The sequence below is a fragment of the Novosphingobium kaempferiae genome (assembly GCF_021227995.1).
Classification (GTDB): Bacteria; Pseudomonadota; Alphaproteobacteria; order Sphingomonadales; family Sphingomonadaceae; genus Novosphingobium; species Novosphingobium kaempferiae.
In genome coordinates, this window is record NZ_CP089301.1 from 919,430 (window position 1) to 944,495 (window position 25,066).

Sequence of the window (25,066 nt, forward strand, 5' to 3'; positions counted from 1 at the left end):
CCTTTCGCAAGGATGAGCGATGACGCATAAATTCATGACGCGTACCTTGAGCGCTGTTTTCCTGGCCGGCACCGCCACCACTGCCTATGCTCAGGCCGACGATCCGTGGTCCGAGGCGGACGCCAAGGCCCGCGCCATTGTCAGCCAACTTACGATCGACGAGAAAGTGGATCAGTTGCTGAATGTCGCGCCGGCGATCCCCCGGCTCGGTATTCCGGCGTATAACTGGTGGACCGAATCCCTGCATGGCGCGATCGGAGCGGTGCCCACCACCAATTTTCCTGAACCCATCGGCCTCGCCGCGACGTTCGATGCGCCGCTTATCCAGAACGTGGCTTCCGCGATCAGCACCGAAGTTCAGGCACTGCACACGTTGGGGCGCCAGACGGGGCATCTGGGACGCATCGGCACCGGGCTGGATACGTGGTCGCCGAACATCAATATCTTCCGCGATCCGCGCTGGGGCCGCGGCCAGGAAACATACGGCGAAGACCCGTTCTTGACAGCGCGCATCGGCGTTGCTTTCGTGCGCGGCATGCAAGGCGACAATCCGGCGCTGCCCGATGTCGTCGCCACACCAAAGCATTTCGCGGTTCACAGCGGTCCCGAGCCAACGCGCCACATCGACAACATTTTCGCCACGCCGCACGACCTGGAGGATACCTACCTTCCCGCTTTCCGTGCTGCGATCGTCGAAGGCCAGGCAGGTTCGGTAATGTGCGCATATAACCGCGTCGATGGGGAACCAGCCTGCGGCAGCCCGATGTTGCTGAAGGATTATCTGCGCGATGCCTGGGGCTTCAAGGGCTACGTCGTATCCGACTGTGACGCCGTCGTCGACATCTACGATCACCACAAATACGCCCCCGATTCCGCGACCGGGGTAGCCGTCGCGCTGCGCCGCGGCGTCGACAACGAATGCAACAATGGCACCGTCGCAGGCAAAAAGGGTCTCGGCCAGCGGTACAGGGATTCGCTGGACCATGGCTACATGTCGGTCAGCGACATGGATACGGCACTCGTGCGGTTGTTCTCGGCGCGCTACCGCAACGGCGACCTGCCGGGTCTGTCCTCCCGGCGACCCAACGCAACGCCGGTCCGGGCCATCGGCACACCCGAGCATGAGGCCCTGGCGCTTGCGACGTCGGAAAAAAGCCTTGTCCTCCTGAAGAACGAAGGGGGCATCCTTCCACTCAAACCTCGCTCCCGCATCGTAGTCGCTGGACCACTGGCCGATGCCACCCGGGTGCTGCGGGGCAATTATTCATCCTCGCGCAGTGGAACGCCGATCTCCGTCGCGGAAGGTCTGAAGCAGGTCTTCGACAGCGCTTCGGTCACCGTCGTGCCATTCACCGCCTCAATCACCGATGGCGATCTGGTACCCGGCAGCGCTCTGCGGACGCCCGACGGCAAGCCTGGTATCCGCGCGGAATACTTCAACGCCCAGGGTTCTGACGGTTTTGCGTCGAAACCGGCGCTTACCCGCACCGAGACCGGCATCGTATCGCGCGCATCGGAATTCCGCCAGATTTCCGAACGAAACAAAGTCGTGTGGACGGGCTACCTCGAAGCCCCGGAGACCGGATTGTATCGCCTTGCACTCACGGGCGTAAAGGGCGAGATCGCGATGAATGGCAAGCCGATCATCGCCGCCACCGAGTATTCGCGCTGGGCCGAGCCGCTGAAGCTGACAGACGTCCGCCTGGTGAAGGGCCAGCGTTATCCGATCCGGCTGCAGGCCGAAAGCGGCAACCCCGCCGGTGCCGCGATCTTCTGGAAGCGGATCACCGACAGCCTTGACCGTGACCTGTCCGCCGCAGCCCGGGATGCAGACGTCATTGTCGCGGTGGTCGGCCTGACTTCCGATCTTGAAGGCGAGGAAATGCCCGTGACCGTCGAGGGCTTTTCGGGAGGCGATCGCACCACGCTCGACCTTCCCGCCGACCAGCGGGCTTTCCTCGAAAAGGCCAAGGGACTGGGCAAACCGATCGTCCTGATCGCAATGAACGGCAGCGCTGTTGATCTTTCCTGGGCAAAAGACAACGCCGCCGCCATTGTGGAAGCATGGTATCCGGGACAGGCAGGTGGTCTTGCCATCGGGAACGTCCTCGCAGGCAAGACGAACCCCGGTGGCCGCTTGCCGCTGACATTCTACAAGTCGGTTGCCGACCTTCCGTCCTTCAGTGACTACACGATGGAAGGACGGACCTATCGGTACTTCCGGGGAACGCCGGTGTATCCCTTTGGCTATGGCCTGAGCTATACGACGTTCAGCTATGCACCTTTGACGGTCGAGCCCATCGGCGGTTCCATCGAGAACGGCCTTCGCGTGCGCACTTCGGTGACGAATACCGGCGAACGCGCCGGCGAAGAGGTCGCGCAGGCTTATCTGACGCCGCCGGGCTTTGACGGGGCCCCGCGAACCGCATTGCGCGGATTCCAGCGCCTTTCGCTGAAGTCGGGTGAGACCCGATCCGTTGAATTCATGCTGTCCCCACGCGACCTTAGCTTCGTCACCCGGGACGGCGAGCGGGCGATGATCCCCGGCAGCTACCAGGTCACGATCGGCAGCGGCCAGCCGGGCACCACCACCCAACAGCAGAGCGCGGCCTATACGGTTGCCAGAAAGGTATCCCTACCGAAGTGACTGTCCGGCAATACAATCTACCCAGTTAAGGAGAGGCACTCATGCGTCAAAGCAGCACCTCGTTTAGCCCGATCAGCCGCAGGTCGATCGCGGCGGGCATCCTCGCCGTCGTCCTCACTGCCGGCCTGCCGGGCCTGGCACTGGCACAGGCGAAGGACGCGATGACTCCCATTGCCGCGCCCCCACAACCCGATGCGATCGTCCTCGACACCGGCCCACTGCCAGGCAAAACCGTGAAGGAGACTTGGTACAATCAATATGGCAGCACGTTCACGCGCAACGTCACGATCGCAACGCTGACGCCTTTCCTTCCTGATCCGGCGCGTGCGACGGGGGCCGCCGTCGTGATCGCCCCGGGCGGCGGCTTCCGCACTCTTTCCATGCAGAATGAGGGATGGGATCTCGCCCGCGCCTTGTCCGGGCGGGGCGTCGCTGCCTTTGTCCTCAAGTATCGGCTGCGGCAGACCCCGGCGGACATGCCTGGCTTCGAACGCGCGATGAAGGAAATGTTCTCCAGCATTCCCAAGTCTGCGCCTAAGATCGCTGCGACGGGCCCCGCCGCGGATCTTGCGCCGCAGATCGAGGATGCCCGTGCGGCCTTCGCCTTGATCCGCAAGCGTGCGGCAGGCTGGAACGTCGATCCCGACCGTATCGGAATGATCGGCTTCTCCGCCGGTGCGATGCTGACGATGGCGACCGCTTTGCAAGCCCATGATGCCAAGCCCGCTTTCATTGGCAACATCTACGGCCCGCTCGGTCCGGCCACTGTTTCTGCCGACGCGCCGCCTCTCTTTGTCGTGATCGCTGCGGACGACCCCCTCTTCGGAGACAAGAGCTTCGAGCTGATAGATAGCTGGCGGGCCGCGAAACGCCCCGTTGAATTTCACCTCTACGAACGCGGCGGGCATGGCTTTGGCATGTACAAGAAGGCGACCACCAGCACCGGTTGGTATGATGCCTTCGTCGCATGGCTGGATATGCACGGTATGCTCAGACGCCGCAACTGAACTCCCGCGACGCCCCGCTGTCCGCCGCCTCAGCTGCCGTCGCGATGGCGGGGCCGGCGGCGCGGGGCGGCATCTGATTGCCGACGGATCAGGAAATGGTCGAGTTGGACATGTGTGCCTTGCGTCCCGTCCTGCCCGGCAAAAGCGGTGCCGCCGCGCAACTGGCGCGCCATCAGATTCACCGCGGTGCGCGACATGTCGCTGATAGGCTGTCGAATGGTCGTCAGTTCCGGCCAGATCGTGGTCGCGAGCAATGTGTCGTCAAAGCCGCAGACCGTCAGGTCGCCCGGTACGTCAAGGCCACGACGATTGGCGACAGCCACCGCGGCGGCGGCCATGTCGTCGTTGCTCGCGAAAATTGCGGTTGGACGATTGGTCAGGTCAAGGATTTGTTCCGCAGCATCCAGTCCCGAACGATACGTGAAGTAGCCTTGCGCCACCAACATGCTTTCTGGAACGATCCCTGCCGCTTCCAACGCCGCCACGTAGCCTTTAAACCGCAATTCACTGGCGCGCTGGTTTGGATTGCCACGCACGAATCCGATACGCGTATGCCCGAGCCCGACGATATGGGTTGCCATTTCGTAGGCGGCGCGAAAATCATCGACGCTCACGGCCGCAGTCCCTGTTGGGCCCGTACCAGTGGCCATGAGGACGGTCGGCAGGTCGACAGCCTGAAACGCTGCCAGGATTTTGGGCGAGTCGCAAAGCGGAGGAGGCAGAATTATCCCGTTCACCCCCCCACGCCTCAGGCGATCGACCAATTCATCGAGTTTAATTGCATCGTCAAATTGTTCGACCGTCAGGTCCATATTGCTACGGCTTGCTTCTGCGAGGCAACCCACAAGCACTTCGCTGAGATAAGATGACGAGGGATTGCTGTAGAGCAGACCGATGCGCATCTCGTCACCCCCCGCGAGGGACTGCGCCGCCGGGTTTGGAGCATAATTCAAGGCATTGATGGAACGTACGACTTTTTGCCGTGTAAGTTCGCGAACGCCAATGTGATTATTGATGACGCGGGAGACTGTCATGGGGGAGACACCTGCGTGTTCGGCGACATCTATGATCGTTGGCGCTCCCCGTCGACCGCGGACGTTTGCATCATACTGGCCAGTCTTCATTTGTGCCCTTTTTGACCAAAAGTACGTTAACGATAACAAGCATCGGCGTCACACAACCCTCTCGAACGGAATATTGCCTGCCAGCCAAAGCGTAAGCAAGAAGAGTTACGGCATTGACCTGCCCCCCCTGCGGTCCCTCGGTCATAACGAGAGTCTTAGTGCCTGATTCAAAAGTTCTTCAAGTGTAGCAATAGCTTGCGGCTCTGCAGATGCGCTTTTTGATGGATGCTATCGTGGCCCATGCGGTTGAGGATGCAACGGTTGCCTCCCAGTCCTTGGCGCGACGGCCGCAGCGGCCCAGCCAGGCGAATGCGCGTTCGACGACCCAACGGCGGGGCAGGACTTCGAAGCCTTTAACTCGATCGGAGCGCTTGATGATCTCGATCGTCCAATCCCCCGCGCTGGAGAGGGCTTTCCTGAGTTTGTCACCGGCGTAACCGCCATTGGCAAAGATATGACTCAGCCAGGGAAGCGCCAGCGTACATCCTTGAGCAGGTCAATGGCGCCATCACGGTCTGAGGTAGTGCCGGTTTTCTCGACAGGGTGTTAAGCTACTCCCGACCTGATGGAATGGTACGGGAATGAAGACGACGAGGAAGCGCTACAGCGCGGATTTCAAGGCCAAGGTTGCGCTGGAGGCGATCCGGGGCGACCTGACGCTGGCGGAATTGGCGGCCAAGCACGGCGTGCACCACACGATGATCGCCTCGTGGAAACGCCAGGCCATTGATGGGATGGCGAGCACGTTCTCCGGCGCCGGCGATGCGGCCAAGGCGGTCAGCGAGAGCGAGGTGGAGAAGCTGCACGCCAAGATCGGGCAACTGGTCGTCGAACGGGATTTTTTAGCGAAAACCTTCGGTCGATGAGCGTGGACCGGAGGCGGGCGATGGTCGAACCTGCTCACCTCAGGGCAGCCAGTTTACTTCGCTAGCCTCACCAGCGTGCTGCGCGAGGCCGAGGTCCGCATCAACATGGATGGTCGAGGGCGGTGGATGGACAACGTCTTTGGAGAGGCGCGCAATTGATCAGCTTCGATCTCGACACCCTAAGTCGAAATTCGTCTTTGACGCCCGCGGAAAAGCTTGAAGCAATAAGAGGCGAGAAATGTCACAACCGGCAGTTAAATGCCTTCCCTATGTACGTCTCCTGAAGAATGGCTCATGCAAAACCATGACGCCTATACCTTCCTCAAGAAGCAAAGGTTCCTAAGCAAGATGGACCGCGACGACATTAGGAATTCCAACTCTTTCCTTACCAACTCTGAAGCTGCAGATTTCCTCCGCTTGTCCCCTCGGACACTTGAGAAACAAAGGGTTGTAGGAGGAGGACCCCCATTCAGAAAATTTGGAAGACGAGTTCTGTATGACCAAGCCGATCTTCAAAAATGGGCTGAAGATCGCAGGTTCGACAGCACATCTCAGTTTTGAATTTTGCTCGGGCGCGGCCACGCGCATTCCACGCCCCGAACTTTTCGCCTCTCCCTCCGATCATGCATCTTATGGAAAATCAGAGACTCGCACGCACACCGAGGACAGTCGATACGCCGGAAACATCCTTTCCCGCCGCAATTGCCAGATCTGCCCGCCCACCAAGCTTGCCTTCCTGTGACGCGTAAATAGGGTGCAAGCGATCGGTTACGCTAGCAGCGAAGGCAGGTACCAATTTCGATGCGTTCGGAGCCCGCACCGACATGCTGCGCCGCTAGGTCCTGAAACTCGAAATCTGTCTCAGCTTCAGGATCGTCCACGAAGGACTGGGTGGTGCGCTGAGCATAGCCCGCCTTGCCGCGCGCATGAATGTCGCATTTGTTTCGAGATCAGCAACTGACCAATAAGGCGCTAGCCGCAACCGGCACGTGAGTATGCTTCCGACCGGGACGAATTCCTGCTGCATACAATGCTGCAGGGTAACCGTCCGATTGAGAACGCCAGCCTGATGACGATAATCTCATGAGACGGTCATAACGACGCCGCTAAAGAAGTCTCTCGATCGGGGATTACGATGCAGCCGGAGATACCGGGTAAAGAACGAGGCCACCGATAGACGGATTAGCAGAGCTAAATTTGGCCGCTGGGCTTCTCTATTGCCTGAACGACCTTCAGAAATGACCAGATCGACGCTCTTTCGATTACACGAGTACAAAGCCACATTCATCGCTGAGTGCTTGAGGAAAGCGAGAACGCAACAATTGCGTCACCAGGCTTAGTCCGCATGTACGCGTGACCGCCGGCGGCAATTACAACGTACTGCCGCCCGCTTTTTCGCGATACATATGTAATTGGTGTCGCCTGTCCGCCTGCAGGTAGCCGCCCCTTCCATAGTTCCTTCCCGGTTGCCGTGTCGAAGGCCCGCAGATAGTTATCCATGGCTGCCCCAATGAAGGTGACGCCGCCAGCGGTAGTAGCGGATCCGCCAAGATTGAAGGCTCCCGGCACCGCCACGCCAAACGGAGCAGTATCAGCTGAGGTGCCGAAGGTACGGCTCCAGGCGATCCGCCCGGTCCGCAGGTCAACGGCGGCCAATTTACCCCATGGCGGCGCCTCGCAAGGAATGCCCAATGGCGAGAGCATAGGCAGTAGACTGACGCCGTAATTCGTTCCGTATTGCGGCAGGTAGCCGGGCGCGTGGGAGTCCTTTGCCATAGCCGGACGATCGGTTTTTGCGCCATGACGAAATAGGCGCACCTCCTGGGGGATCGCAGCGGAGTTCACGATCATCAGTTGACGCTGCGGATCGATGCTGACACTGCCCCAGTTGAGGATGCCGAAGGTGCCCGGCCACTGCAGCATGCCGCGTTCGGAGGGCGGTGTGAACATGCCCTTGTAATCCAGCGAGCGGAAGCGGATGCGGCACCACATCTGATCGAGCGGGGTCGCACCCCACATTTCTGCCTCGGTAAGCGGCGGCGGAGCGAAAGACGCGAACCCGGTCGGATAGGGCTGCGTGGGCGAATAGCGTTCGCCGGGCAAAGTGCCGCGGGGCACCGGCCGCTCCTCGACAGGGGTCAGCGGCTTACCAGTCGCACGATCAAGAACGAATATCTCACCCCTCTTGGTCGGCACGATCAAAGCCGCTGACTTGCGACCGTTCAGCGCGAGATCGACAATGCTCGATTGAGCCGGCAGGTCGTAGTCCCAAAGGTCGTGGTGCACCGTTTGGAACGACCACCGCACACGTCCAGTCGTCACATCCAGCGCGACCAACGAACTCGCATAGCGCTCCAGCATCGGCGAACGATGAGTACCGACGTGATCCGGAGTGGCATTGCCCGTGGGCACATAGACAAGACCAAGCGTTGGGTCGGCGCTGAACGCCGTCCAGGCATTGACCGAGCCTCGCGTCCACTTCTCTCCCTGCTTGAGCGGTGGCGCATCGTCAGGACGGCCGCTGTCCCAGGCCCAAAGCAGCATGCCGGTTTTCACATCGAACGCACGCACGACGCCTGAGGGATCGTCCTTGGTGTAGTTGTCCCGTACGTAGGCGCCGAGAATTGCGGTGTTGCCGACGATCACCGGGGGTGATGAGGTGTAGGAGCGGAACGGGTCCACATCCCCCAGCCCCTCGTCGAGGTTCACAGTCCCGTTCTTGCCGAAGTCCGGACACGGCGTGCCAGTCGCAAGATCGCTGGCAAGAAAGCGGCCGTCAACGGTCATGCTGAGGATGCGCTTGGCGCAGATGCCCGTTGCAGCGGGATCGGCATGATAGGATACGCCCCGGCAGTTGAGCATCTGGGCATTGCCGATCCGCGTGTGCGGATCGCGTAGCCAGATCTGTTTGCCGGTATCCGCATCGAGCGCGAAGACCTTGCCGGTCGGCGAACAGAACACGACCTTGTCATCCACCATCAGCGGCGTCGCCATGAACGAGATAGATTTGATGTCGGGCCGCTTCGCCTTGGTATCGCCGGTTTCGAAGGACCAAGCCTGTTCCAGCTTCGCGGCATTCGCGGGTGTGATTTGTACTGCCGGGGAATGGCGAGTGCCGAAAACGTTCGCGCCGTAATCGGTCCATTCCGCGCCGGCAGGACTGGGCGCGGAAAGCGCCATCGTGCGATCGGATGAAACGTCGAAAACCGGCACGGTCAGGAAAGTGCCGAGCAGCACAAGTGCCGCCAAGCAGACGACCGAACCCAGCCCCCAGCGCGTCCCAGCATCGGTAACGGGTGTCAGGCGCCGGCGGATCTGCGGCAACGCCAGCAGCAAACCGATCACCGTTGGGCCGGCAAGTCGAGGGAGAAGCTGCCAGAATTGCGCGCCGACTTCCCAGAAGGACCAGAGCACAGTGAAGGCCAGCATGGCGGCGTAGACAAGAAGTCCCCACCGATTGCCTCGTGCCAGCAGTCCGCTGGACATTACACAGGCAAGCCCCGCCGCGAAGTAGTAGGACGAACCGCCAAGGGTCAGCAGCTCGGCACCGCCGACGACCAGCACTGCGCCGATCGCGAGCAGCACCGCGGCGATTAGCAATCGCACCCATTTTCCGCTCGTCGTTACCATATCCGCAATGTTCCCTCTCCAGAGCAACCGGGCCTGCGATCGTTTATCAAATCGCTTTCTTCGCCCCGAGCACCAAAGCAACAATCTTAAAGTAAAGTGGGCATATGCTACGCCTAAGTACGTCGTGGTTCGCCGGAATTGAAATCTGGCTGGCTCCTATATGGCTCCTAGCGATGATCAGACGTCGCAATTGCACGCATCAGCCAATTCATAAATTATTGTAATAAATCAAATATTTTGAATGCGGTTCATCTCCGCGGGCGCTTGACGAATGTCATAGTCCCAGGTATCGTGATGGACGGTCTGGAAGTGCCAGCGGATACGCCCGGTCTTGACGTCCAGCGCGACGATGGAACTCGCATAGCGCTCCAGCATCGGCGAGCGGTGCGTGCCGACATGGTCGGGGGTGGCGTTGCCGGTGGGCAGGTAGACCAGCCCCAGTGCGGGGTCGGCGCTGAACACGCTCCATGCGTTGACGGAGCCGCGCGTCCAGCTTTCTCCCGGCCCGGGCATCGGCGCATCGTCCGGGCGTCCGCTGTCCCATGCCCAGAGCAGCCTGCCGCTCTTCACGTCGTAGGCCCGCACCACGCCCGATGGATCGTCCTTGGTGTAGTTGTCGCGGACATAGGATCCAAGCACCGCGACACCGCCCACGATGACCGGCGGAGAGGAGGTATAGGAACGGAAAGGATCGACATCGCCCAGCCCTTCGTCGAGGTTGATCGTGCCGCCCTTACCGAAGTCGGGGCATGGCGCGCCGGTTGCGAGGTCGCTGGCGAGCAGGCGGCCGTCCACCGTCATGCTGAGGATGCGCTTGGCGCAAAGGCCAATGGCGGCGCTGTCCGCATGATACGAGACGCCGCGGCAGTTGAGCATCTGCGCGTTGCCGATGTTCGTGTGGGGATCGCGCAGCCAGACCTGCTTTCCGGTGTCGGCATCGAGCGCGAAGACCTTGCCGGTAGGTGAGCAGAACACGACCTTGTCGTCCACCATCAGCGGTGTCGCCATGAACGAGATGGACTTGATTTCCGGCCGTTTCGCCTTGGTGTCGCCGGTCTCGAACGACCATGCCTGCTCGAGTTGGGGCACGTTCGCCGGCGTGATCTCGGCTGCCGGAGAATGGCGGTTTCCCGCGAGATTTGCGCCGTAATCCGTCCATTCGGCGCTGCGCGGGTTCATCGCCTTGAGAGCAATGGCGCGGATGGAGGAAACGTCGAAGACCGGCACCGTCAGGAACGTGCCGATGAGTGCCAGAGCGGCGATCAGCGTCACCGCTCCCAGCCCCCAACGGGCAGGCTTTCCGGGTTCCGAAGCCGAGCGGCGCAACGGCAAAAGCAGCAGAAAACCGCCGATCACGGTCGGTCCGGCGAGACGCGGCAGCAGTTGCCAGAACTGCGTGCCGACCTCCCAGAACGACCATACGACCGTGACCAGCAGCATCACCGCATAGACCGAAAGTCCGCGCGCATCGCCGCGCCAGAGCAGGATGCCGGAGCCCAGGCAGGCGAGGCCGGCCAGCAGATAGTAGGGCGATCCGCTCAGCATCAGCAGCTTCACCCCGCCGAGGACGAGCACCGCCCCGATCGCGAGCAGCAGCACTGCCGCCAGCCAGCGCGGCCAGCGGATTTCCTTGTCACCCTTCATCCTCGCGTCCTCTCCCGGAACGTCTGCCCTTATGCTGAAAATCCGGCCGAAACCGCGGTGTTCAGCCCGTTTCGATCACCGCGATCGCAGCGCGGACGTCCACGGTTTCCCCCACTTCCGCGACGATCCGCAGCAGCGTTCCCGATACCGGAGCAGGCACTTCGACGGTGGTTTTCGCGGCTTCCACCTCGACGAGATTCTCGCCTTCTTCCACCCGGTCGCCCGGCTCCTTGAGCCAGCGCACGATCTCGCCGTCCTGCATTCCCATGCCGTATTGCGGCAGGACCATCGTGAATTCGGCCATTTTCGCTCCTCAGGCTGACTGGTACTGAACGGCACCTACGAGGCGCCTAGCGGCATCTACAATGCGCTCAACCGACGGGTAGAGCGGCTTTTCGATGTGCGGACTGAACGGCAGGTGCGTATCGGGAGTCGTGATCCGGACAACCGGCGAACGCAGTGCGTCGAAGGCCTCCTCGACGATGGTGGCGGCGATCTCGCTCGCCGCGCTGCACGTCCGGTTGGCGGGATCGACGCAGATCGCGCGACCGGTCTTGCGGACCGACTTGAGGATTAACTCGCGGTCCAGCGGGACCAGCGTGCGGGGGTCGATGACCTCCACCGAGATGCCCTCGCCCTGCAACTGCTTCGCCGCCTTCAGCGCGACGTTCACACCGCCGGCGATGGCGATGACGGTGATGTCCGTGCCTTCGCGCTTGATGTCGCCCTTGCCGATGGGAACCACGAAGTCGGGATCGTCGGGCACTTCGGCCTTGTTCATCCAGCATGTGCCGTCCTCGAAGCACATCACCGGGTCGTCGTCGCGTATGGCGGCCTTGAGCAGGCCCTTCATGTCGGCGGCGTCGGAGGGAGCGATGATCTTGAGGCCCGGCATGTTCATGAACATCGGGTAGGGCCGGTCCGAATGCTGCGCCGCGTTGGAATTGCCGTAGAACATGCAGGAGCGGATCACGAGCGGCAGCCGCGCCTGCCCGCCGTAGATGTAGCGCGACTTGGCGATGATCGAGCAGATCTGGTCCATCGCCGGGTAGAGGAACGAGGACAGCGTGGCATCGACGATGGGCCGCATGCCCACCATCGCCGCGCCGCCTGCAGCGCCGATAAAGCCGTTCTCGGAGATCGGCGTGTCGCGGATGCGCTCCTCGCCGAAACGCTCGACGAAGCCGGTGGTGGTGCCGAAGACGTTGCAGCGGATATCCTCGCCCATCATGAAGACGGCGGGGTCGCGCTCAAGCTCCTCGGCCTGCGCCTGATAGATCGCTTCGAGGAATGTGATCCGGGCCATTATGGTATCTCCTTTCAGGCGCCAAGGTTCGCGTGCGCGGCGACGTCGGCGGGGATCGGCAGGCGCTCGACGAAGACGTGGTCGAAAGCCTCCTCGAATGTCGGGTAGGCGCTTTCCCGTGCGAAGCTGAGCGCGTCAGCCACTTCGTCGGCGATGGCGTTCTCGATCGCGGCAAGGTCTGCCTCGGCCACACCGTCGGAAACCAGGCGCGCGCGGTAGAGGGCGATGGGATCGCGGCCCACCCATTCCTCATGCTCCGGCCCGCGCGGGGTCAGGTCGCGCCCCATGTTCACCGCATGGTCGGAATAGCGGTAGGTCTTGGTCTCGATCAGCGTCGGGCCCTTGCCCGCGCGGGCACGGTCGACCGCCTCGCGCACGGCGTCCTCAACCGCGTCCACGTCCTGCCCATCGACGATGACGCCGGGGATGCCGTAGCCGTGCGCGCGGTCCGCGACGTTCGCCCCTGCCACCGCCGAGGAGGTGGGCGTGGACATGCCGAAACGGTTGTTCTCGCACACGAAGATCGCGGGCAGCTTCCACACGGCGGCAAGGTTCATGCCTTCGTGGATCGCGCCTTCGCTGGATGCGCCGTCACCGAAGAAGCACAGCGCCACGCGGTCCAGCCCCTGCAGCTTCGCGCCCAGAGCCGCGCCCGCCGCGACCGGACCGCCGGAGCCGACGATGCTGGTCTCGCCGAGGCTGCCCATCGAAAAGTCGGAGAGGTGCATGGAGCCGCCCTTCCCCTTGCACACGCCCGTCGCCTTGCCGAGCAGTTCGGCCATCAGCGGGCGCAGCGTCGATCCCTTGGCGATGGGATGGCCGTGGCTGCGGTGCGTGCCGACCATGTAGTCGTCGTCGCGCAGCGCCATGCAGGCGCCGACGCCCGATGCCTCCATCCCCGCGTAAGTATGCAGAGCGCCGGGGATCTCGCCCGCTGCGTGGATGGTCTCGGCCTTGGTCTCGAACTGGCGGATGCGCTGCATCCGGCGGTACTTTTCGAGCCTGCGGTCATTGTCGCCGATGGCGGTCATCGCTCTCTCCTTGTTTGTTTCACGGCGTCATCGTTGGACGCGCTGGATTGCTTCGCTTTGCTCGCAATGACGAAAGAGGGTTCCCTATTCGTCATTGCGAGCGGCGCAGCCGCGCGGCAATCCAGCGCGGCGCCCGCGGCCTTCACGTCGCATCTGCGGGTTCCGCAGCCCCAAGCTCCTCGCTTTGCGCCTCGAACAGTTCGAGCGGGGCCGCGTACATCGGTTCGGGAGCGCCTGCCGTGATCGCGTAGACGTTCTCCATGTGGCAGGGGCCGAGCTTCGCGCCGAAGTAGAGGCTGTCGAGCGAGATCAGCATCCCCTCCTCCATCACGAATCCGTCCTTCACCCCGGCAAGTCCCGCCGCCGGGAAGGCCAGCGGGATTTCCAGCGGCATCAGGCCGATCCCGTGGGCGACGACGAGCAGCTTTTCGGGCGTGGCGATGCCGTTGGCCTTCAAGTGCTCGTAGCCGATGGCGGGCAGGCTGGCGGTGGAGACGCCGGGGCGCAGCCGGTCCACCATCTTGAGGAAGGCGTCGCGCAGCACGTCATGCTGGTGGCGGTATTCCGGGCTCGCCCTGCCGAGGACGGCGGTACGGTTGATGTCCACCCAGAAGCCGTCGTGGATGCCTTGCGTCTCGAGGATGACGATGTCGCCCCGGCGCAGCGCGCGGTTGCCGCGCGTGCGGAAAAGGTCGGGGATGAACTCGTCGGCCTCGTAAGCGCCGCCGAACAGCATAGCGCCTTCGTCCACCGGAATCACTTCGTTGCGGACCATGAAGTCGCAGATGCGCGCCTGCACGTCGTTCCAGTCCGCGCCTTCGTGCAACAGCGATCCGGCGTGGGCGATGATGCGGTCGGCCAGCTTGCCGACCTTGCGGTAGCGTTCCAGTTCGCCCGGCGTCTTCACCACGCGCACGCGCATCATGAAGTCGAGCACGTCGGAATATTCGTGCGGCACCCTGCCGGAAATGCGGGCGGAGACGCGGTGCTCGTCGAAGCCGATGGCCTTGCCCGCCATGCCGTGATCGGCAAGCCCTTCGGCGATGGCGGCGGCGACGTCCGGCTGACAGGTTCCGGCGATGGCGCCGAGCATCCCCGCCGCATCCTCGGCAAGCTGGCCGCCGTTGCGATCGGGGTCGATGTAGCGGCTGACCTCGCAGAAGTTGAGCATGTCGAACGTGCGCACTTCGGCGAAAGTGCAGGCGTCGTCGTCCCTGTTGAGCACCGCGACGAGGCCGAGGTTCGCCTCCGGGATTACCAGCGTCAGCGGCTTGGCCGGGTCGGCGTAGACGATGGCGGCGGCCATCGGCTCCATCTGCTGCCAGCGCTCAAGGATCGAGTGATAGCCCACGGCATAGCGGACATCGTGCGGATGGCTGAGAACGACCGCATCCAGCCCCTCCGCCGCCATCATCGACCGGAGGCGGTCGGCGCGCGGGTTCGAAGGTGCGGTCATGCCGCCTCCTCCAGCCCCTCGTTGGCGACGTTGGAAATGACCTCGCCCTTCGCCACGTCGCGCAGGAATTCGTGGTTGAGGATGAAGCGGATCTCGCCCGCATCGTCGAGGAACGCGACGGCGCCGTGGCCCATGAAGAGGTATTCGGTCACTTCGTCGCAGCGCGCCTCGTTATGGCGCGATCCGATGGGTTCGTAGCCGTAAGTGCCCGCAGGCGCGGAGCCGACGTCGTAGATCAGCTCGCCCTTGGTCACGAAGTACTGCCCGTGGCCGAGGTGCCAGTGCGGGGCGAACGTCGCGCCCGGTTCCATGTGGACCCAGAGCACCCAGTCGCCGGTTTCCTCGCTGTAGCGCAGCAGGCGGATGGTGGTGCCGGTGCCGAGCGCGACTTCGTGGCAGTCGTTGATATTGACGATGAGGTCGCCGAGTTTTCCGGCATCGTGCTGAACGGTCATGGTTGTTCTCCTCTCTCGTATTCGTATGGCTCACATCGTTGCGGTAAGGCCCTCGTCGGCAGGGATGACCGCGCCGTGCAGCGCGCTCGACTTGTCATCCAGCAGGAAGCAGACCAGTTCGGCGATCTGCTCCGGGTCCATGAAGAACTTGCGGCGCGGGCTGGGATGGCCGTCCATCAGCGCGGCGATGGCCTGCTCGCCCTCCGGCGTGCGCAGGTTGGCCGTCAGCGGCGTCGCCACCGCGCCGGGGCACACGCAGTTGATGCGGATGCCCTTGGGACCGAGTTCGGCGGCCAGCGTGCGTGCCAGCATCGCGACGCCCGCCTTGGATGCGCTGTAGGCGCTGTCGCCCGCGCGACCTGCGGTGCCGCTCACCGATCCGATGAACACCGCCGCGCCGCCGCCTGCCGCGATCATCGCGGGCAGCACCGCCTGCGTGACGTAGAAGCTGCCCTTGAGGTTCACGTCGATGTGCCGGTCGAACAGCGAGAGCGGGCTCTCCGGCACCGGATTAGGCGCCCAGACCGCCGCGTTGTTGACCAGCAGCGTGACGGGGCCAAGGCTGTCCTCGATCCCCTTCACCGCCGCCGCGACGGCATCCGCATCGGCGATGTCGACATGCACCGCATGGGCGAGCGTGCCCCCTGCAACCTCCCTGTCGAGATCGGCCTGCGCCGCATCGGACAGCACGGCGACCCTGGCCCCCGCCTGTGCCAGCAGTTTCGAGACGGCGGCGCCGATGCCGCTGGTGCCGCCCGTGACGAGCGCGACTTTGCCTGCGACGCTCATTGCGCGGTGAACCCGCCGTCGACGATCAGCTCGGATCCGTGCATGTAACCCGCCTCGTCCGAGGCGAGGAAACGCACGGTCTTGGCGACGTCGATGGGGTCGGCCATGCGCCCGATCGGGTGCGCCGGGGCGAGCCCGGCGGCGGCTTCCTCCACGGTGCTGGCAAAGCCGTTATCGACGATGCGCTGAAGGATGTGGTCCACCATCCCGGTCTTCACCCCGCTGGGATGCACCGAGTTGACGCGCACCTTGTAGCCGAGCGCGGAGAACTCCATCGCGCAGGCCTTCACGAACAGCGTCGCCGCGCCCTTGGACGTGCAGTACCCGACATGCAGCGGCGAGCCGATCTTCCCCGCGACCGAGGAGATCACGACCACGGAGGCCCCGTGCGGCAGGCTCTCGCCCGACCGCTTCAGGAGCTGCGCCGCCACCTTGGTGCCGAGGAACACGCCGTCCACGTTGACCGCCATCTGCTTGCGCCATTGCTCGATCGTCGTATTCTCCATCTTCTCGACGACGACGATACCTGCGACATGGACCAGTACGTCGAGCCGCCCGTACTGCTGCTCCACCGCGCCGATGGCGGACTGCCACGATCCCTCGTCCGTCACGTCGAGCGAGAGGTAGGAATCCCCGGTCCAGCTGCCCGCATCGGCGGGCAGGTCCGCGCCGACCACGGTCGCGCCGGCCTCTGCCAGAGTGCGGGAAATCTCGCTGCCGATGCCGCCGGTGCAGCCGGTGACGAGGGCGATGCGGCCTTCGAGGGAACGGGTCATGCGTGTACTCCTGCCTTGGCGGCTTCGCCCAGAATGTCGAAGACGCGGATGTCGGGATCACCGTCGAGACAGGCGTAGCCTTCGGCCGACATGGCGACGTGATAGGGGCGGTTGGCGTGGGCCTCCTTGGCCTCCTCGCTGGTGAAGATTTCGGCGAAGGCGAAGGCGTTCGGATCGTCCTGCGAGCGCATGACCTGGAACAGCAGCGTCTCGGTCTCGTTGGCGCGCACGTCGATCTGGAGCTGGGTGATCAACTCCATGAAACGCAACGTCTTGTCCGGCTTGGTGCGCACATGCATGATGACTGCAATCACGAAGAGGGCCTTTCGTCATGTGGGGGGAATTGCTGGCAGAGGCCGCGCGGGCTGCTCAGGGGCCTGAGCCCGAGAGCGCCCGGCCGCTGGTGGATCGCCTGCTGGCGGAGCGTCCCGAGGATGCCGATGCGCTGACCCTGGCGGGCATCGTGGCGCAGCGGACGGGGCGCGTGGAGGAGGCGCTGGATGCCTTCAGAAAAGCGAGGGATTCCGCGCCTCTCGACGCTGCGCGGCACCAGAATCTGGGCGTCGCGCTCAAGAATGCGGCGGCCTTCGACGAGGCTTTGGAGGCCTTCGCCACAGCCCTCGACCTGCGCCCCGGACATGCGCCGACGCTGGCAAATCTGGGCTCGTGCCTGATCGGTACTGAACGGCACCAAGAGGCGCTTGAGGTGCTCCAGGGGGCACCTGACAACGCCGATGCGCTCACCAACAGCGGCGTGGCGCTGGCCCGGCTGGGCCGTCATGCCGAGGCGGTCGGAAAGTACCGCCGCTCGCTCGAACTGCGCCCCGGTCATCTCGATACTGCGCTCAATCTGGTCGATGCGCTGTCCGGTTCGGGGCAGCGGGTGGAGGCCGAAGATCTCGTCCGCCAGGTACTGCGCGCGCAGCCGCGCAATGTGCGTGCGGCGAACCAGCTTGGGCTCCTGCGCGAGCAGGCGGGCGACTTCGCCGGAGCCGTTTCGGCGATGCGCGCGGCCTTCGATCCTGCTGCGCCGAACCACGCCCTCGGCGTCAATCTTGTGCGCAGCATGATCCGGGCCGGAGAGGCACGCGATGCGCTGGCCGTCTGCGGTACGCTGGTGGGTACACAGCCCAGCGTCACGACACCGCTGGCGCTTGGAATTGCTGCGCAGCATAAGCTGGGCTGGAGCGAGGATCAGGCGAAGCTGATGGCGCTCGACCGCTTCGTCACCGTCCACGATATCGAGGCCGCGCCGGGCTTCGCCGACCTTGCCACGTTCAACGCCGCGCTGGTCAGGGAGCTGCGCGCGCACCCTTCGCTCACCTTCGAGCCCGAGGGTCTCGTCACCCGGCAGGGGCGACAGAGCGACGATCTTGCCGATGCCGATACGCCCGCGCTCAAGGCACTGGCGCAATTGGCCCGCGAGCACCTTGCCGCCGCCCATGCGCGCCTTGCCGCCGAGCCTGCCGACCACCCCTTCCTGCGCGCCCTGCCCGCCGAATGGAGCCTGACGCTGTGGGGCACGATCCTGCGCCCCGGCGGCGAAGTCGGCCCGCACATCCATGCACCCAACTGGCTGTCGGGCGTCTACTATCCCGAGTTTGCCGAATTCGAAGCCGGGAGCGAGGACGGCGCCTTCGCCATCGGCCTCCTGCCCGAGGAACTGGGCGGCGGCGGCACGCCGGTAATCCACCAGCCCCGCGCGGGGCGGATGATCCTGTTCCCGTCCTACCTGTGGCACGCCACCCTGCCCTTCGGCGGCGAGCGGGAGCGCATCAGCTTCGCCTTCGACCTCGTTCCCAAGGGCGTAGGCCGTCCGCACAAGCTGCGCTGAAAAATCAACGTTCGGCCACCTGCGCCTCCCCAACCCACCTTCGTCATTGCGAGCGTAGCGAAGCAATCCAACGTCGTGCAAACCGCGCTGGATTGCTTCGCTACGCTCGCAATGACGAAGTGAGAGGCCGAGGTTATGGAGCGGGTGTACGCCGGAAAGAAGCGCTGGCGCGTCACTTCCTTCATCGGCCTCCGATCGCATGGCCAGCGCTGAAGATCCGCCACCACCACCCCTGTTCGTCATTGCGAGCGCAGCGAAGCAATCCAGCGGCATAGGACGACGCTGGATTGCTTCGCTGCGCTCGCAATGACGAACAGGGAGGGCAGGCACCGTGACCTTCCCCCACGGTGCAGCGAACCGTGGGGGAAGGCCGGCGTCGCGGAGGCTCGCACCTGCCCGGGGGGAGACCGCCGCCGCCATCGTCAGAACTTCACCGAGCCTTCGACGCCGAAGCTGCGCGGCGGCGCGTAGTTGGTGAAGTTGAACAGCCCCGCAACCGAGTTGGCCGAGACACGGTAAACCTCGTCCAGCAGGTTGCGGCCGAACACGGCGATGCGATAGCGCTCGGCCGGATCGGTCCAGCCGATGCTCGCGCCAACCAGCGTCCGTGCTTCGCCCTGCGAGTAGTCGGCGTTGAGCGTCGTGGATTCGTACTGCGCCTGATAGTTGATGTCGGCGTTGAGCGAGACGATGCCCCAGTCGGTCGGCGGGAATTCGTAATGCACGTTGCCGCTGGCGGTCCACTTGGGTGCGTTGCGCAGCTTGAGATACGAGGCGTCGTCGTTGATGCCGTCGCCGTTCACGTCGGTGCTGAACTCGTTGTACTTGGCCTTCTGCCAGCCGACCGATGCGCCGAGTGTCAGCCCCGTCACGGGTGCTGCCGAGATTTCGAGTTCGATGCCCTTCACTTCGGCCTTGCCCGCGTTGGTCGTGCGCGTCTCCTGCCCCGGCAGGCCGGTGATCGGATCGGTGAACGGCACCACCGCATCGCGCTGGAGATCGTCGTACTTCACGTAGAACGCGGCGACGTTGACGCGCAGGCGACGGTCCGCCGTCTCGGTCTTGAAGCCCAGTTCGAAGCTGTCGGCGGTCTCCTCGCGGAACGGCAGCGCCGAGGTGGCGGACATCGCCTGCTCGTTGTAGCCGCCCGACTTGTAGCCCTGGCTGTAGGTGAAGTAGTTGTTGATGCCCGGCGCGATCTCCCAGCGATAACCGGCGCGCATGGTCGGCTTGGAGAACTTCGCGCTGTCGCTGTATTCGGGCCAGAAGCCCGTCGCGATGGTGGAGCGGCGGACCTGCGGGCGAACCGAGAAGTCCTTGCTTTCCTTGGTATAGCGCGCGCCGAGGAAGACCGAGAACGGGTCGGCCACCTTGTACTCCGCCTCGCCGAAGACCGCATAGCTGTCCACCTTGTAGTTGGCGGTGGACTGGTTCGGATCGGTCAGCGCGGTCGGATCGCCGAGGAAGCGCAGGAAGCCGAGGAAGCTGGTGGCGTTGGCGTCCAGCTTCTGGCCCCAGTACATGCCGCCAACGGTGAACTTGATGACGTCCGAGAAGTCGGAGCTGAACCGGGCTTCAAGGCTATACTGCTTGCGCGTATCCTCGCGGGTGGAGACGAAGAGGTAGGCGTTTTCGCCGGTGTAGTCGGACGGCAGTTCCGAGCGGACCCGGCGCCAGCCGCCGACGACGGTGATCGTGCCGACATCGTCCATCGAATGCTCGCCGCGAAGGTAGACGCCGTCCACGTCGACGCGATGGCCGCTGAGAGTGCCCGGGCAGGTCGGTGCGCTGGACGAACCCTCGCACAGCGTGGTGCCGGTCTTGAACGGGCTCTGGCCGGTGGTCTGGATGCCGGGGAAGCCGACCACGTCGATCAGGAAGCCCGGAGGCGTCTCGTTGACGGACGGCGGGCTGTCGCCGCGATCGCGCAGCAGTTCGTAGGTGAGCAGGATGTTGGTGTCGTCGGTCGGTTCCCACAGCAGCTTGGCGCGGGCGCTGAAGAAGCGCGATCCGCCCCAGCGCTGGCCGCGTCCCGGCACGCCTTCGTATCCGTCGACATCGTTGTTCTTGGTCAGGCGGTAGTAGCCGTCGCTCTCCTGGAACGAGCCCGCCGCGCGGAAGTAGAGGTTCTCGGCCAGCGGGATGTTGATCGCCGCCTTCACGTCCTTGGTGTTGAAGCTGGAGTAGCCGAGGCGCACTTCGCCGCTGAAACCGGGCTCCGGCTTCTTGGTGATGACGTTGACGACGCCGCCGACCGTGTTCTTGCCGAACAGCGTGCCCTGCGGACCGCGCAGCACTTCGATCCGCTCCACGTCGAACAGGTCGAACAGCTGGGTCTGGACGTGGGCGAGCACGAAGTCGTCCACCACCACGCCGACCGCAGGCTCGAAGGTCAGGATGATGTCGCCGGTCGACTGGCCACGGATGCCGATGGAGGCCGCGTTGAAGCCCGGCACGTTGGTGATGACCACGTTCGGCACGTCGCCCGCCAGCGCGCGGATGTCGGTCGCGAACTTGTTCTGGATGGCGGTCTCGGTGAACGCGGAGACCGCGACGGGGGTGTCCTGCAGCGATTCCGAGATGCGCCGCGCGGTGACGACGATGTCCTCGAGCCCGCCCTGCTGCGGCGGCGGTTCAGCCTGCGGGGCGGCCGTCTCGGGCGCGCTCTGGGCCATCGCCGTGGTGCTCACGCTCGCCAGAAGCCCCGTGGCAAGCGTGTTGAAGACGCAATTCAGGTGTCGTTTGCCGATCATGTTCTTCCCCTCCGAACCGACTGCCTTCGTTTGGTCATGGGCAGTTCGAATCACTTGCCGACGTTTTCGCCGGACAGGCATAAATGAGTACACATGTTCATTTTTGTGAAGACAGAAAAAACATTCATGTATGATTTGTTTTGCCGCAATGCAGCGGTGGAATGGCGAGGGGGATTGTCTTGGAACGCGGAGAAACTCTACTTTCTCGCGGTAATGAAAAGAGAACCGCCACGCCCGCGCGCGTTGCTGCGATGCAAGAAGTGACCGAGAAAAAAACGCCGGCGATTCGCCGCCGCTACACGAGTCCGGCGATGACGGAGCGGCGCGCGCGCATCGTCGACACCGCGCACCGCATCCTCGGCGAAGGGGGAGTCGCGGCGCTGACGATCCGGCGATTGTCGGAGGATGCCGGGGTCGCGCAGCGCACGCTCTACCGCCTGTTCGGCGACAAGGAGGGCGTCATCAGCGCCACCGTGGTCGACCGAATGATCGAGGTGCGCGAACACATCGCCCGGCGCGGCGCGACCTATACGCTGGACGTGGTGTTCCGCGAACTGGACTGGATGGTCAGCGAGCTTGAGCGCGACAGCCTCTACGCCCGCGTGGTGATCGACTTCGTGTTCGCCTCCGAACCGCGCGAACTGGAAGTGCGCGAGCTGACATCGGTGGCGCATGCGCGCTTCTCGGCCTGGCTGGAACTGGAGCGCGCCAAGGGGCATCTGCGCAGCGATCTGGACCTGCCGACGCTGGTGGACACCCACGTCATGCACGAATTCCTCGTCTATCGCCGCTGGTCGCTGGGCCAGTGCGCGGGCGACGTGTGCCGCCTCGAACTGCACGCCTGCTTCCTCCAGAGCGCGGCGCTGCTCCTGATCGGCGATATCCGCGAGACATACCTGCGCAAGCTGGCGACGATCCAGAAGAAGATCGCCCGGCTGCGGCGCGCACAGGCAAAGGGATGACAAAAAGGAGAGAGCGATGACCCTGGAAGAACTGACCGCGCGCGAAGCCATCCGCCAGCTTCGCGTCGATTACTCGACGGCGTTCGACACCATGGACGAGGATCTGGTGCGCCGGAATTTCGTCGATGACGTGGTGTGCGACTATCCCGACCGCTACGAGGGCGTGGAGGCGGTGCTCGGCCTGTTCCGGGAACACTGGAAGCACCTGCGCGCGCCGCTGGAGACGCTGCACTACGTCGCCAACCACTCAATCGAGATCACCGGCCCCGACACCGCGCGCGGGCACTGCCTGCTCCTCGACCTGGTGACGCGCCAGCATGAAGGCTCGGCCATCGTCACGCAGGGCGGCGCGGCGAACCCGCTACTGCTGATCGGGCGCTACGACGATGAATACGTGCGCGTGGACGGGCGGTGGAAGTTCGCGCGGATCGGGTTGAGGATACTGTGGCCCTGACAAATTCCTCCCCGAGCTTGTCTCGGGGAGGGGGACCGCCGCGAAGCGGTGGTGGAGGGGGAGAGGCTGAGCAATTCCCCCTCCGTCAGCGACTACGTCGCTGCCACCTCCCCGAGACAAGCTCGGGGAGGAATTGGGGTCATTCCCCCGTCTTGTGCGCGGAGCCCACCGCGCTGTCCGCCCTACCGCTGCGCAGGACTTCGGCGCGGGTGCGGATGTACTGGCGCAGCGCCTCGATCTGGTCGGGTGTGAATTCCCCGAACTGCGGCATTCCCGCCGGGACGAGCGCGCCGTTCTTCACGACTTCGGCGAATGCCTCCGCACTGGCCGGGATCGGCGAGGTGCGCAGGTCCGGCGCGGTGCCGCCCGCGATCACCGAAGTGCCGTGGCATACCGCGCAGCGCCCGCCGAAGATGCCCTCGCCCCGTGCCGCCTTGGCCGTATCGGCCTTGAAGCCCGGATCGTCGAAGGCGACCGCCTTGTACGGTTCGCGCGGCGGTAGCTGCTGCTTGCCGCCGATGGCGAAAGTCAGCACCCGGCGCGCCTGCGTGCGGTAGTCGATGCCGTACTTGGCGAACATCGGGCCGAACAGGCCGACGCTGGTGCCTATCCCGGCGATCACGGTGACATACTGCTTGCCGTTCACGCGATAGGTGATCGGCGGCGCCACCACGCCCGCGCGGGCGTCATAGTTCCACAACCGCTTGCCGTCCTGCGCGTTGTAGGCGGAGAAGCCGCCGTCGGGCCGTCCCTGGAACACGAGGTTGCCGCCCGTCGCCATGATGCCGCCGTTGCCGTGGGTCGGCATCGGCAGCTTCCAGCGCGCCTTCTGCGCCACCGGATCCCACGCGACGAGCCAGCCGGTCACGTCCTTGCCGCCCGCATCGATCGCGTAGCCGACGCCCGGAGACAGCGCCATGCCCTCGGCGAACTTGAAGTTCTCGCGCGTGATGCCGGTGTCGTCGAAGTGCGCCTGCAGGTCGATGGCGGGGATGTAGGTCAGCTTCGTCTTCGGGCTGTAGGCCATCGGCATCCAGCTGTGTGCGCCCAGAGGCGTCGGCCGGAACGTCGTCTTCCCGCTTTCGTAGCGCACGCCGGAGTTCTCCACCGGACGCCCGGTGGCAAGGTCGATCTTCTTCGCCCATGTCACTTCGACGAAGGGCTCGGCGGAGATCAGCTTCCCGTCCTTGCGGTCGATCACGTAGTAGAAGCCGTTCTTCGGCGCCGTCATCACCACCTGGCGCGGCTTGCCGTCGATGGTGAGGTCGGCCAGTTCCATGTCCATCGCCGCGTTGAAGTCCCAGCTTTCGCCGGGATTGATCTGGTAGTGCCACTTGTACTTGCCGGTCTTCGCATCGAGCGCGACGATCGAGCAGACGAACAGGTTGTCGCCCTTGCCCATCGAACGGATCTTGTGGTTCCACGGCGCGCCGTTGCCGGTGCCGAGCAGGATCTGGTCGTTCGCCTTGTCGTAGGTGATGGCGTTCCACACCGAACCGCCGCCGCCGTACTTCCACCAGTCCCCGCTCCAGGTCTTCGCGGCCATCTCCTGCGTCTCGTCCTCGAAGCCCTTCGCCGGGTCGCCGGGGACGGTGTAGAACTTCCAGAGCTGCTTGCCGGTGTCCGCGTCGAAGGCGGTCACGAAGCCGCGCACCGCACTTTCGTCCGAGCCCGCGTTGCCGATGATGACCTTGCCGTCGAAAACGCGCGGCGGGCCGGAGATGAACATCGGCGCGCCCTCCTCCAGCGTCTGCACGGTCCAGACCGGCTTGCCGGTCTTCTCGTCCAGCGCGACGAGGCGGCCGTCCTGCGTGGCGGTGATGACCTTGTGGTTCCAGTAGGCGATGCCGCGGCTGCCCCAGCCCTGCCGCAGCCGGATGCCCGAGGCTTCGGGCGCCTTGGGATCGTGCTCCCACTTCACCTTGCCGGTGGCGACGTCGATGGCGCGGACCACCGAATACCCGCTGGCGAGGTAGACCGTCCCGCCGACCGAGATCGGCCCGGTGGCGGGGTTGCCGGGCGGCAGGTCCACCGCCCAGACGAGCCCGAGATCCCTGACGTTGCCTTCGTTGATCTGGTCGAGTGGGCTGTAGTGCTGCTCTCCGTAAGTGCGGCCGAAGGCGGGCCAGTCGTCGCCGTCGCTGGCGTCATCGAGCTGGACCTCCCAGCCCTCCGCGCCCTGCTTGCCGGCCAGCGCCTGCTGGTCCGCCGATCCGCAGGCCGCGAGCGCAAGGCTCCCCAACGCCGTCATTGCGAGCGTAGCGAAGCAATCCAGCAAAGAGCCTCGACGCCTTGGATTGCTTCGCTGCGCTCGCAATGACGAAACGGAACG

General features: G+C 64.2%; 21 protein-coding genes and 2 pseudogenes. 8 read left to right on the forward strand and 15 right to left on the reverse strand.

The features are described 5' to 3' along the window. Positions 1-19: 19 nt before the first annotated feature. Complete coding sequence (locus LO787_RS04345) at positions 20-2,647, forward strand: glycoside hydrolase family 3 C-terminal domain-containing protein (RefSeq protein WP_420847788.1); 2,628 nt, start codon at positions 20-22, stop codon at positions 2,645-2,647. A gap of 41 nt (positions 2,648-2,688) precedes the next feature. After that, positions 2,689-3,654: an alpha/beta hydrolase gene (locus LO787_RS04350; RefSeq protein WP_232494627.1), complete on the forward strand. Its 966-nt coding sequence runs from the start codon at positions 2,689-2,691 to the stop codon at positions 3,652-3,654. A gap of 29 nt (positions 3,655-3,683) precedes the next feature. Here the strand turns inward: LO787_RS04350 and LO787_RS04355 are convergent, their stop codons facing one another. Both LO787_RS04355 and LO787_RS04360 read right to left on the reverse strand, forming a co-directional pair. Then, the gene (locus tag LO787_RS04355; protein ID WP_232494628.1) at positions 3,684-4,688 is read right to left on the reverse strand and encodes a LacI family DNA-binding transcriptional regulator; all 1,005 of its coding nucleotides are present in this window, start codon (positions 4,686-4,688) and stop codon (positions 3,684-3,686) included. Positions 4,689-4,956: 268 nt separating this feature from the next. Next, positions 4,957-5,294: pseudogene (locus tag LO787_RS04360) on the reverse strand (transposase); the annotation flags it as partial. A 65-nt stretch (positions 5,295-5,359) separates the two neighbouring features. On the opposite strand from LO787_RS04360, the pseudogene LO787_RS04365 reads away from it, so the two are divergent. From LO787_RS04365 to LO787_RS04375, 3 genes and pseudogenes are all read left to right on the forward strand, one after another. Beyond that, a pseudogene (locus LO787_RS04365) lies at positions 5,360-5,682 on the forward strand (transposase); the annotation flags it as partial. A 310-nt stretch (positions 5,683-5,992) separates the two neighbouring features. Next, the gene (locus LO787_RS04370; RefSeq protein WP_232496261.1) at positions 5,993-6,205 is read left to right on the forward strand and encodes a helix-turn-helix domain-containing protein; all 213 of its coding nucleotides are present in this window, start codon (positions 5,993-5,995) and stop codon (positions 6,203-6,205) included. Then, a complete protein-coding gene (locus tag LO787_RS04375) occupies positions 6,141-6,386 on the forward strand; it encodes a hypothetical protein (RefSeq protein WP_232496438.1) in 246 nt (81 codons plus the stop codon). The genes LO787_RS04370 and LO787_RS04375 overlap by 65 nt, the downstream gene beginning before the upstream one ends. Before the next feature lie 31 nt (positions 6,387-6,417). Here LO787_RS04375 and LO787_RS26325 read toward each other — a convergent pair whose 3' ends face one another. The 11 genes from LO787_RS26325 to LO787_RS04425 form a co-directional block, all read right to left on the reverse strand. After that, on the reverse strand, positions 6,418-6,576 hold the full coding sequence (locus LO787_RS26325; protein ID WP_476739347.1) for a hypothetical protein: 159 nt from the start codon (positions 6,574-6,576) through the stop codon (positions 6,418-6,420). 352 nt (positions 6,577-6,928) lie between these two features. Then, the gene (locus tag LO787_RS04380) at positions 6,929-9,274 is read right to left on the reverse strand and encodes a membrane-bound PQQ-dependent dehydrogenase, glucose/quinate/shikimate family (RefSeq protein WP_232494629.1); all 2,346 of its coding nucleotides are present in this window, start codon (positions 9,272-9,274) and stop codon (positions 6,929-6,931) included. 228 nt (positions 9,275-9,502) lie between these two features. Beyond that, positions 9,503-10,918 (reverse strand): outer membrane protein assembly factor BamB family protein, encoded by a 1,416-nt coding sequence (locus tag LO787_RS04385; protein ID WP_232494630.1) that lies wholly within the window; start codon positions 10,916-10,918, stop codon positions 9,503-9,505. 61 nt (positions 10,919-10,979) lie between these two features. Then, entirely contained in the window at positions 10,980-11,222 is a 243-nt protein-coding gene (locus tag LO787_RS04390; protein WP_232494631.1) for a biotin/lipoyl-containing protein, read from the reverse strand. 9 nt (positions 11,223-11,231) lie between these two features. Further along, a complete protein-coding gene (locus LO787_RS04395; protein ID WP_232494632.1) occupies positions 11,232-12,224 on the reverse strand; it encodes an alpha-ketoacid dehydrogenase subunit beta in 993 nt (330 codons plus the stop codon). 14 nt (positions 12,225-12,238) lie between these two features. Further along, a complete protein-coding gene (locus tag LO787_RS04400) occupies positions 12,239-13,255 on the reverse strand; it encodes a thiamine pyrophosphate-dependent dehydrogenase E1 component subunit alpha (RefSeq protein ID WP_232494633.1) in 1,017 nt (338 codons plus the stop codon). Between the two features lie 142 nt (positions 13,256-13,397). After that, complete coding sequence (locus LO787_RS04405; RefSeq protein ID WP_232494634.1) at positions 13,398-14,711, reverse strand: M24 family metallopeptidase; 1,314 nt, start codon at positions 14,709-14,711, stop codon at positions 13,398-13,400. After that, on the reverse strand, positions 14,708-15,166 hold the full coding sequence (locus tag LO787_RS04410) for a cupin domain-containing protein (protein ID WP_232494635.1): 459 nt from the start codon (positions 15,164-15,166) through the stop codon (positions 14,708-14,710). The genes LO787_RS04405 and LO787_RS04410 overlap by 4 nt, the downstream gene beginning before the upstream one ends. 30 nt (positions 15,167-15,196) lie before the next feature. Beyond that, entirely contained in the window at positions 15,197-15,955 is a 759-nt protein-coding gene (locus tag LO787_RS04415) for an SDR family NAD(P)-dependent oxidoreductase (protein WP_232494636.1), read from the reverse strand. Further along, positions 15,952-16,731, reverse strand: coding sequence for an SDR family NAD(P)-dependent oxidoreductase (locus LO787_RS04420; protein ID WP_232494637.1), 780 nt, complete (start codon positions 16,729-16,731; stop codon positions 15,952-15,954). Before LO787_RS04420 ends, LO787_RS04415 begins: the two co-directional genes overlap by 4 nt. Further along, complete coding sequence (locus LO787_RS04425; protein ID WP_232494638.1) at positions 16,728-17,045, reverse strand: putative quinol monooxygenase; 318 nt, start codon at positions 17,043-17,045, stop codon at positions 16,728-16,730. The genes LO787_RS04420 and LO787_RS04425 overlap by 4 nt, the downstream gene beginning before the upstream one ends. 17 nt (positions 17,046-17,062) lie before the next feature. Here LO787_RS04425 and LO787_RS04430 point away from each other — a divergent pair, with 17 nt between their 5' ends. Continuing rightward, complete coding sequence (locus LO787_RS04430) at positions 17,063-18,565, forward strand: tetratricopeptide repeat protein (RefSeq protein WP_232494639.1); 1,503 nt, start codon at positions 17,063-17,065, stop codon at positions 18,563-18,565. A gap of 422 nt (positions 18,566-18,987) precedes the next feature. On the opposite strand, the gene LO787_RS04435 is transcribed toward LO787_RS04430, so the two are convergent. Further along, a complete protein-coding gene (locus LO787_RS04435; protein WP_232494640.1) occupies positions 18,988-21,318 on the reverse strand; it encodes a TonB-dependent receptor in 2,331 nt (776 codons plus the stop codon). 260 nt (positions 21,319-21,578) lie between these two features. Here LO787_RS04435 and LO787_RS04440 point away from each other — a divergent pair, with 260 nt between their 5' ends. Both LO787_RS04440 and LO787_RS04445 read left to right on the forward strand, forming a co-directional pair. After that, positions 21,579-22,280 carry a TetR/AcrR family transcriptional regulator gene (locus LO787_RS04440; RefSeq protein WP_420847789.1) on the forward strand — a complete coding sequence of 234 codons (702 nt, stop codon included), beginning with the start codon at positions 21,579-21,581 and terminating at the stop codon, positions 22,278-22,280. Positions 22,281-22,296: 16 nt separating this feature from the next. Next, positions 22,297-22,734, forward strand: coding sequence for a nuclear transport factor 2 family protein (locus LO787_RS04445; protein ID WP_232494642.1), 438 nt, complete (start codon positions 22,297-22,299; stop codon positions 22,732-22,734). A 139-nt stretch (positions 22,735-22,873) separates the two neighbouring features. Here LO787_RS04445 and LO787_RS04450 read toward each other — a convergent pair whose 3' ends face one another. Next, on the reverse strand, positions 22,874-24,985 hold the full coding sequence (locus tag LO787_RS04450; protein ID WP_232494643.1) for a PQQ-dependent dehydrogenase, methanol/ethanol family: 2,112 nt from the start codon (positions 24,983-24,985) through the stop codon (positions 22,874-22,876). Between the last annotated feature and the right edge of the window lie 81 nt (positions 24,986-25,066).

What these genes read in the sequence shown, in the direction of transcription:
- LO787_RS04350 (WP_232494627.1), top strand. Translation starts at nt 2,689, where the DNA reads ATGCGTCAAAGCAGCACCTCGTTTAGCCCGATCAGCCGCAGGTCGATC.
- LO787_RS04450 (WP_232494643.1), bottom strand. Translation starts at nt 24,985, where the DNA reads ATGACGGCGTTGGGGAGCCTTGCGCTCGCGGCCTGCGGATCGGCGGAC.
- LO787_RS04345 (WP_420847788.1), top strand. Translation starts at nt 20, where the DNA reads ATGACGCATAAATTCATGACGCGTACCTTGAGCGCTGTTTTCCTGGCC.
- LO787_RS04400 (WP_232494633.1), bottom strand. Translation starts at nt 13,255, where the DNA reads ATGACCGCCATCGGCGACAATGACCGCAGGCTCGAAAAGTACCGCCGG.
- LO787_RS04355 (WP_232494628.1), bottom strand. Translation starts at nt 4,688, where the DNA reads ATGACAGTCTCCCGCGTCATCAATAATCACATTGGCGTTCGCGAACTT.
- LO787_RS04385 (WP_232494630.1), bottom strand. Translation starts at nt 10,918, where the DNA reads ATGAAGGGTGACAAGGAAATCCGCTGGCCGCGCTGGCTGGCGGCAGTG.
- LO787_RS04410 (WP_232494635.1), bottom strand. Translation starts at nt 15,166, where the DNA reads ATGACCGTTCAGCACGATGCCGGAAAACTCGGCGACCTCATCGTCAAT.
- LO787_RS04435 (WP_232494640.1), bottom strand. Translation starts at nt 21,318, where the DNA reads ATGATCGGCAAACGACACCTGAATTGCGTCTTCAACACGCTTGCCACG.
- LO787_RS04395 (WP_232494632.1), bottom strand. Translation starts at nt 12,224, where the DNA reads ATGGCCCGGATCACATTCCTCGAAGCGATCTATCAGGCGCAGGCCGAG.
- LO787_RS04420 (WP_232494637.1), bottom strand. Translation starts at nt 16,731, where the DNA reads ATGACCCGTTCCCTCGAAGGCCGCATCGCCCTCGTCACCGGCTGCACC.
- LO787_RS04415 (WP_232494636.1), bottom strand. Translation starts at nt 15,955, where the DNA reads ATGAGCGTCGCAGGCAAAGTCGCGCTCGTCACGGGCGGCACCAGCGGC.
- LO787_RS04405 (WP_232494634.1), bottom strand. Translation starts at nt 14,711, where the DNA reads ATGACCGCACCTTCGAACCCGCGCGCCGACCGCCTCCGGTCGATGATG.
- LO787_RS04390 (WP_232494631.1), bottom strand. Translation starts at nt 11,222, where the DNA reads ATGGCCGAATTCACGATGGTCCTGCCGCAATACGGCATGGGAATGCAG.
- LO787_RS04370 (WP_232496261.1), top strand. Translation starts at nt 5,993, where the DNA reads ATGGACCGCGACGACATTAGGAATTCCAACTCTTTCCTTACCAACTCT.
- LO787_RS04445 (WP_232494642.1), top strand. Translation starts at nt 22,297, where the DNA reads ATGACCCTGGAAGAACTGACCGCGCGCGAAGCCATCCGCCAGCTTCGC.
- LO787_RS04430 (WP_232494639.1), top strand. Translation starts at nt 17,063, where the DNA reads ATGTGGGGGGAATTGCTGGCAGAGGCCGCGCGGGCTGCTCAGGGGCCT.
- LO787_RS04375 (WP_232496438.1), top strand. Translation starts at nt 6,141, where the DNA reads ATGACCAAGCCGATCTTCAAAAATGGGCTGAAGATCGCAGGTTCGACA.
- LO787_RS04380 (WP_232494629.1), bottom strand. Translation starts at nt 9,274, where the DNA reads ATGGTAACGACGAGCGGAAAATGGGTGCGATTGCTAATCGCCGCGGTG.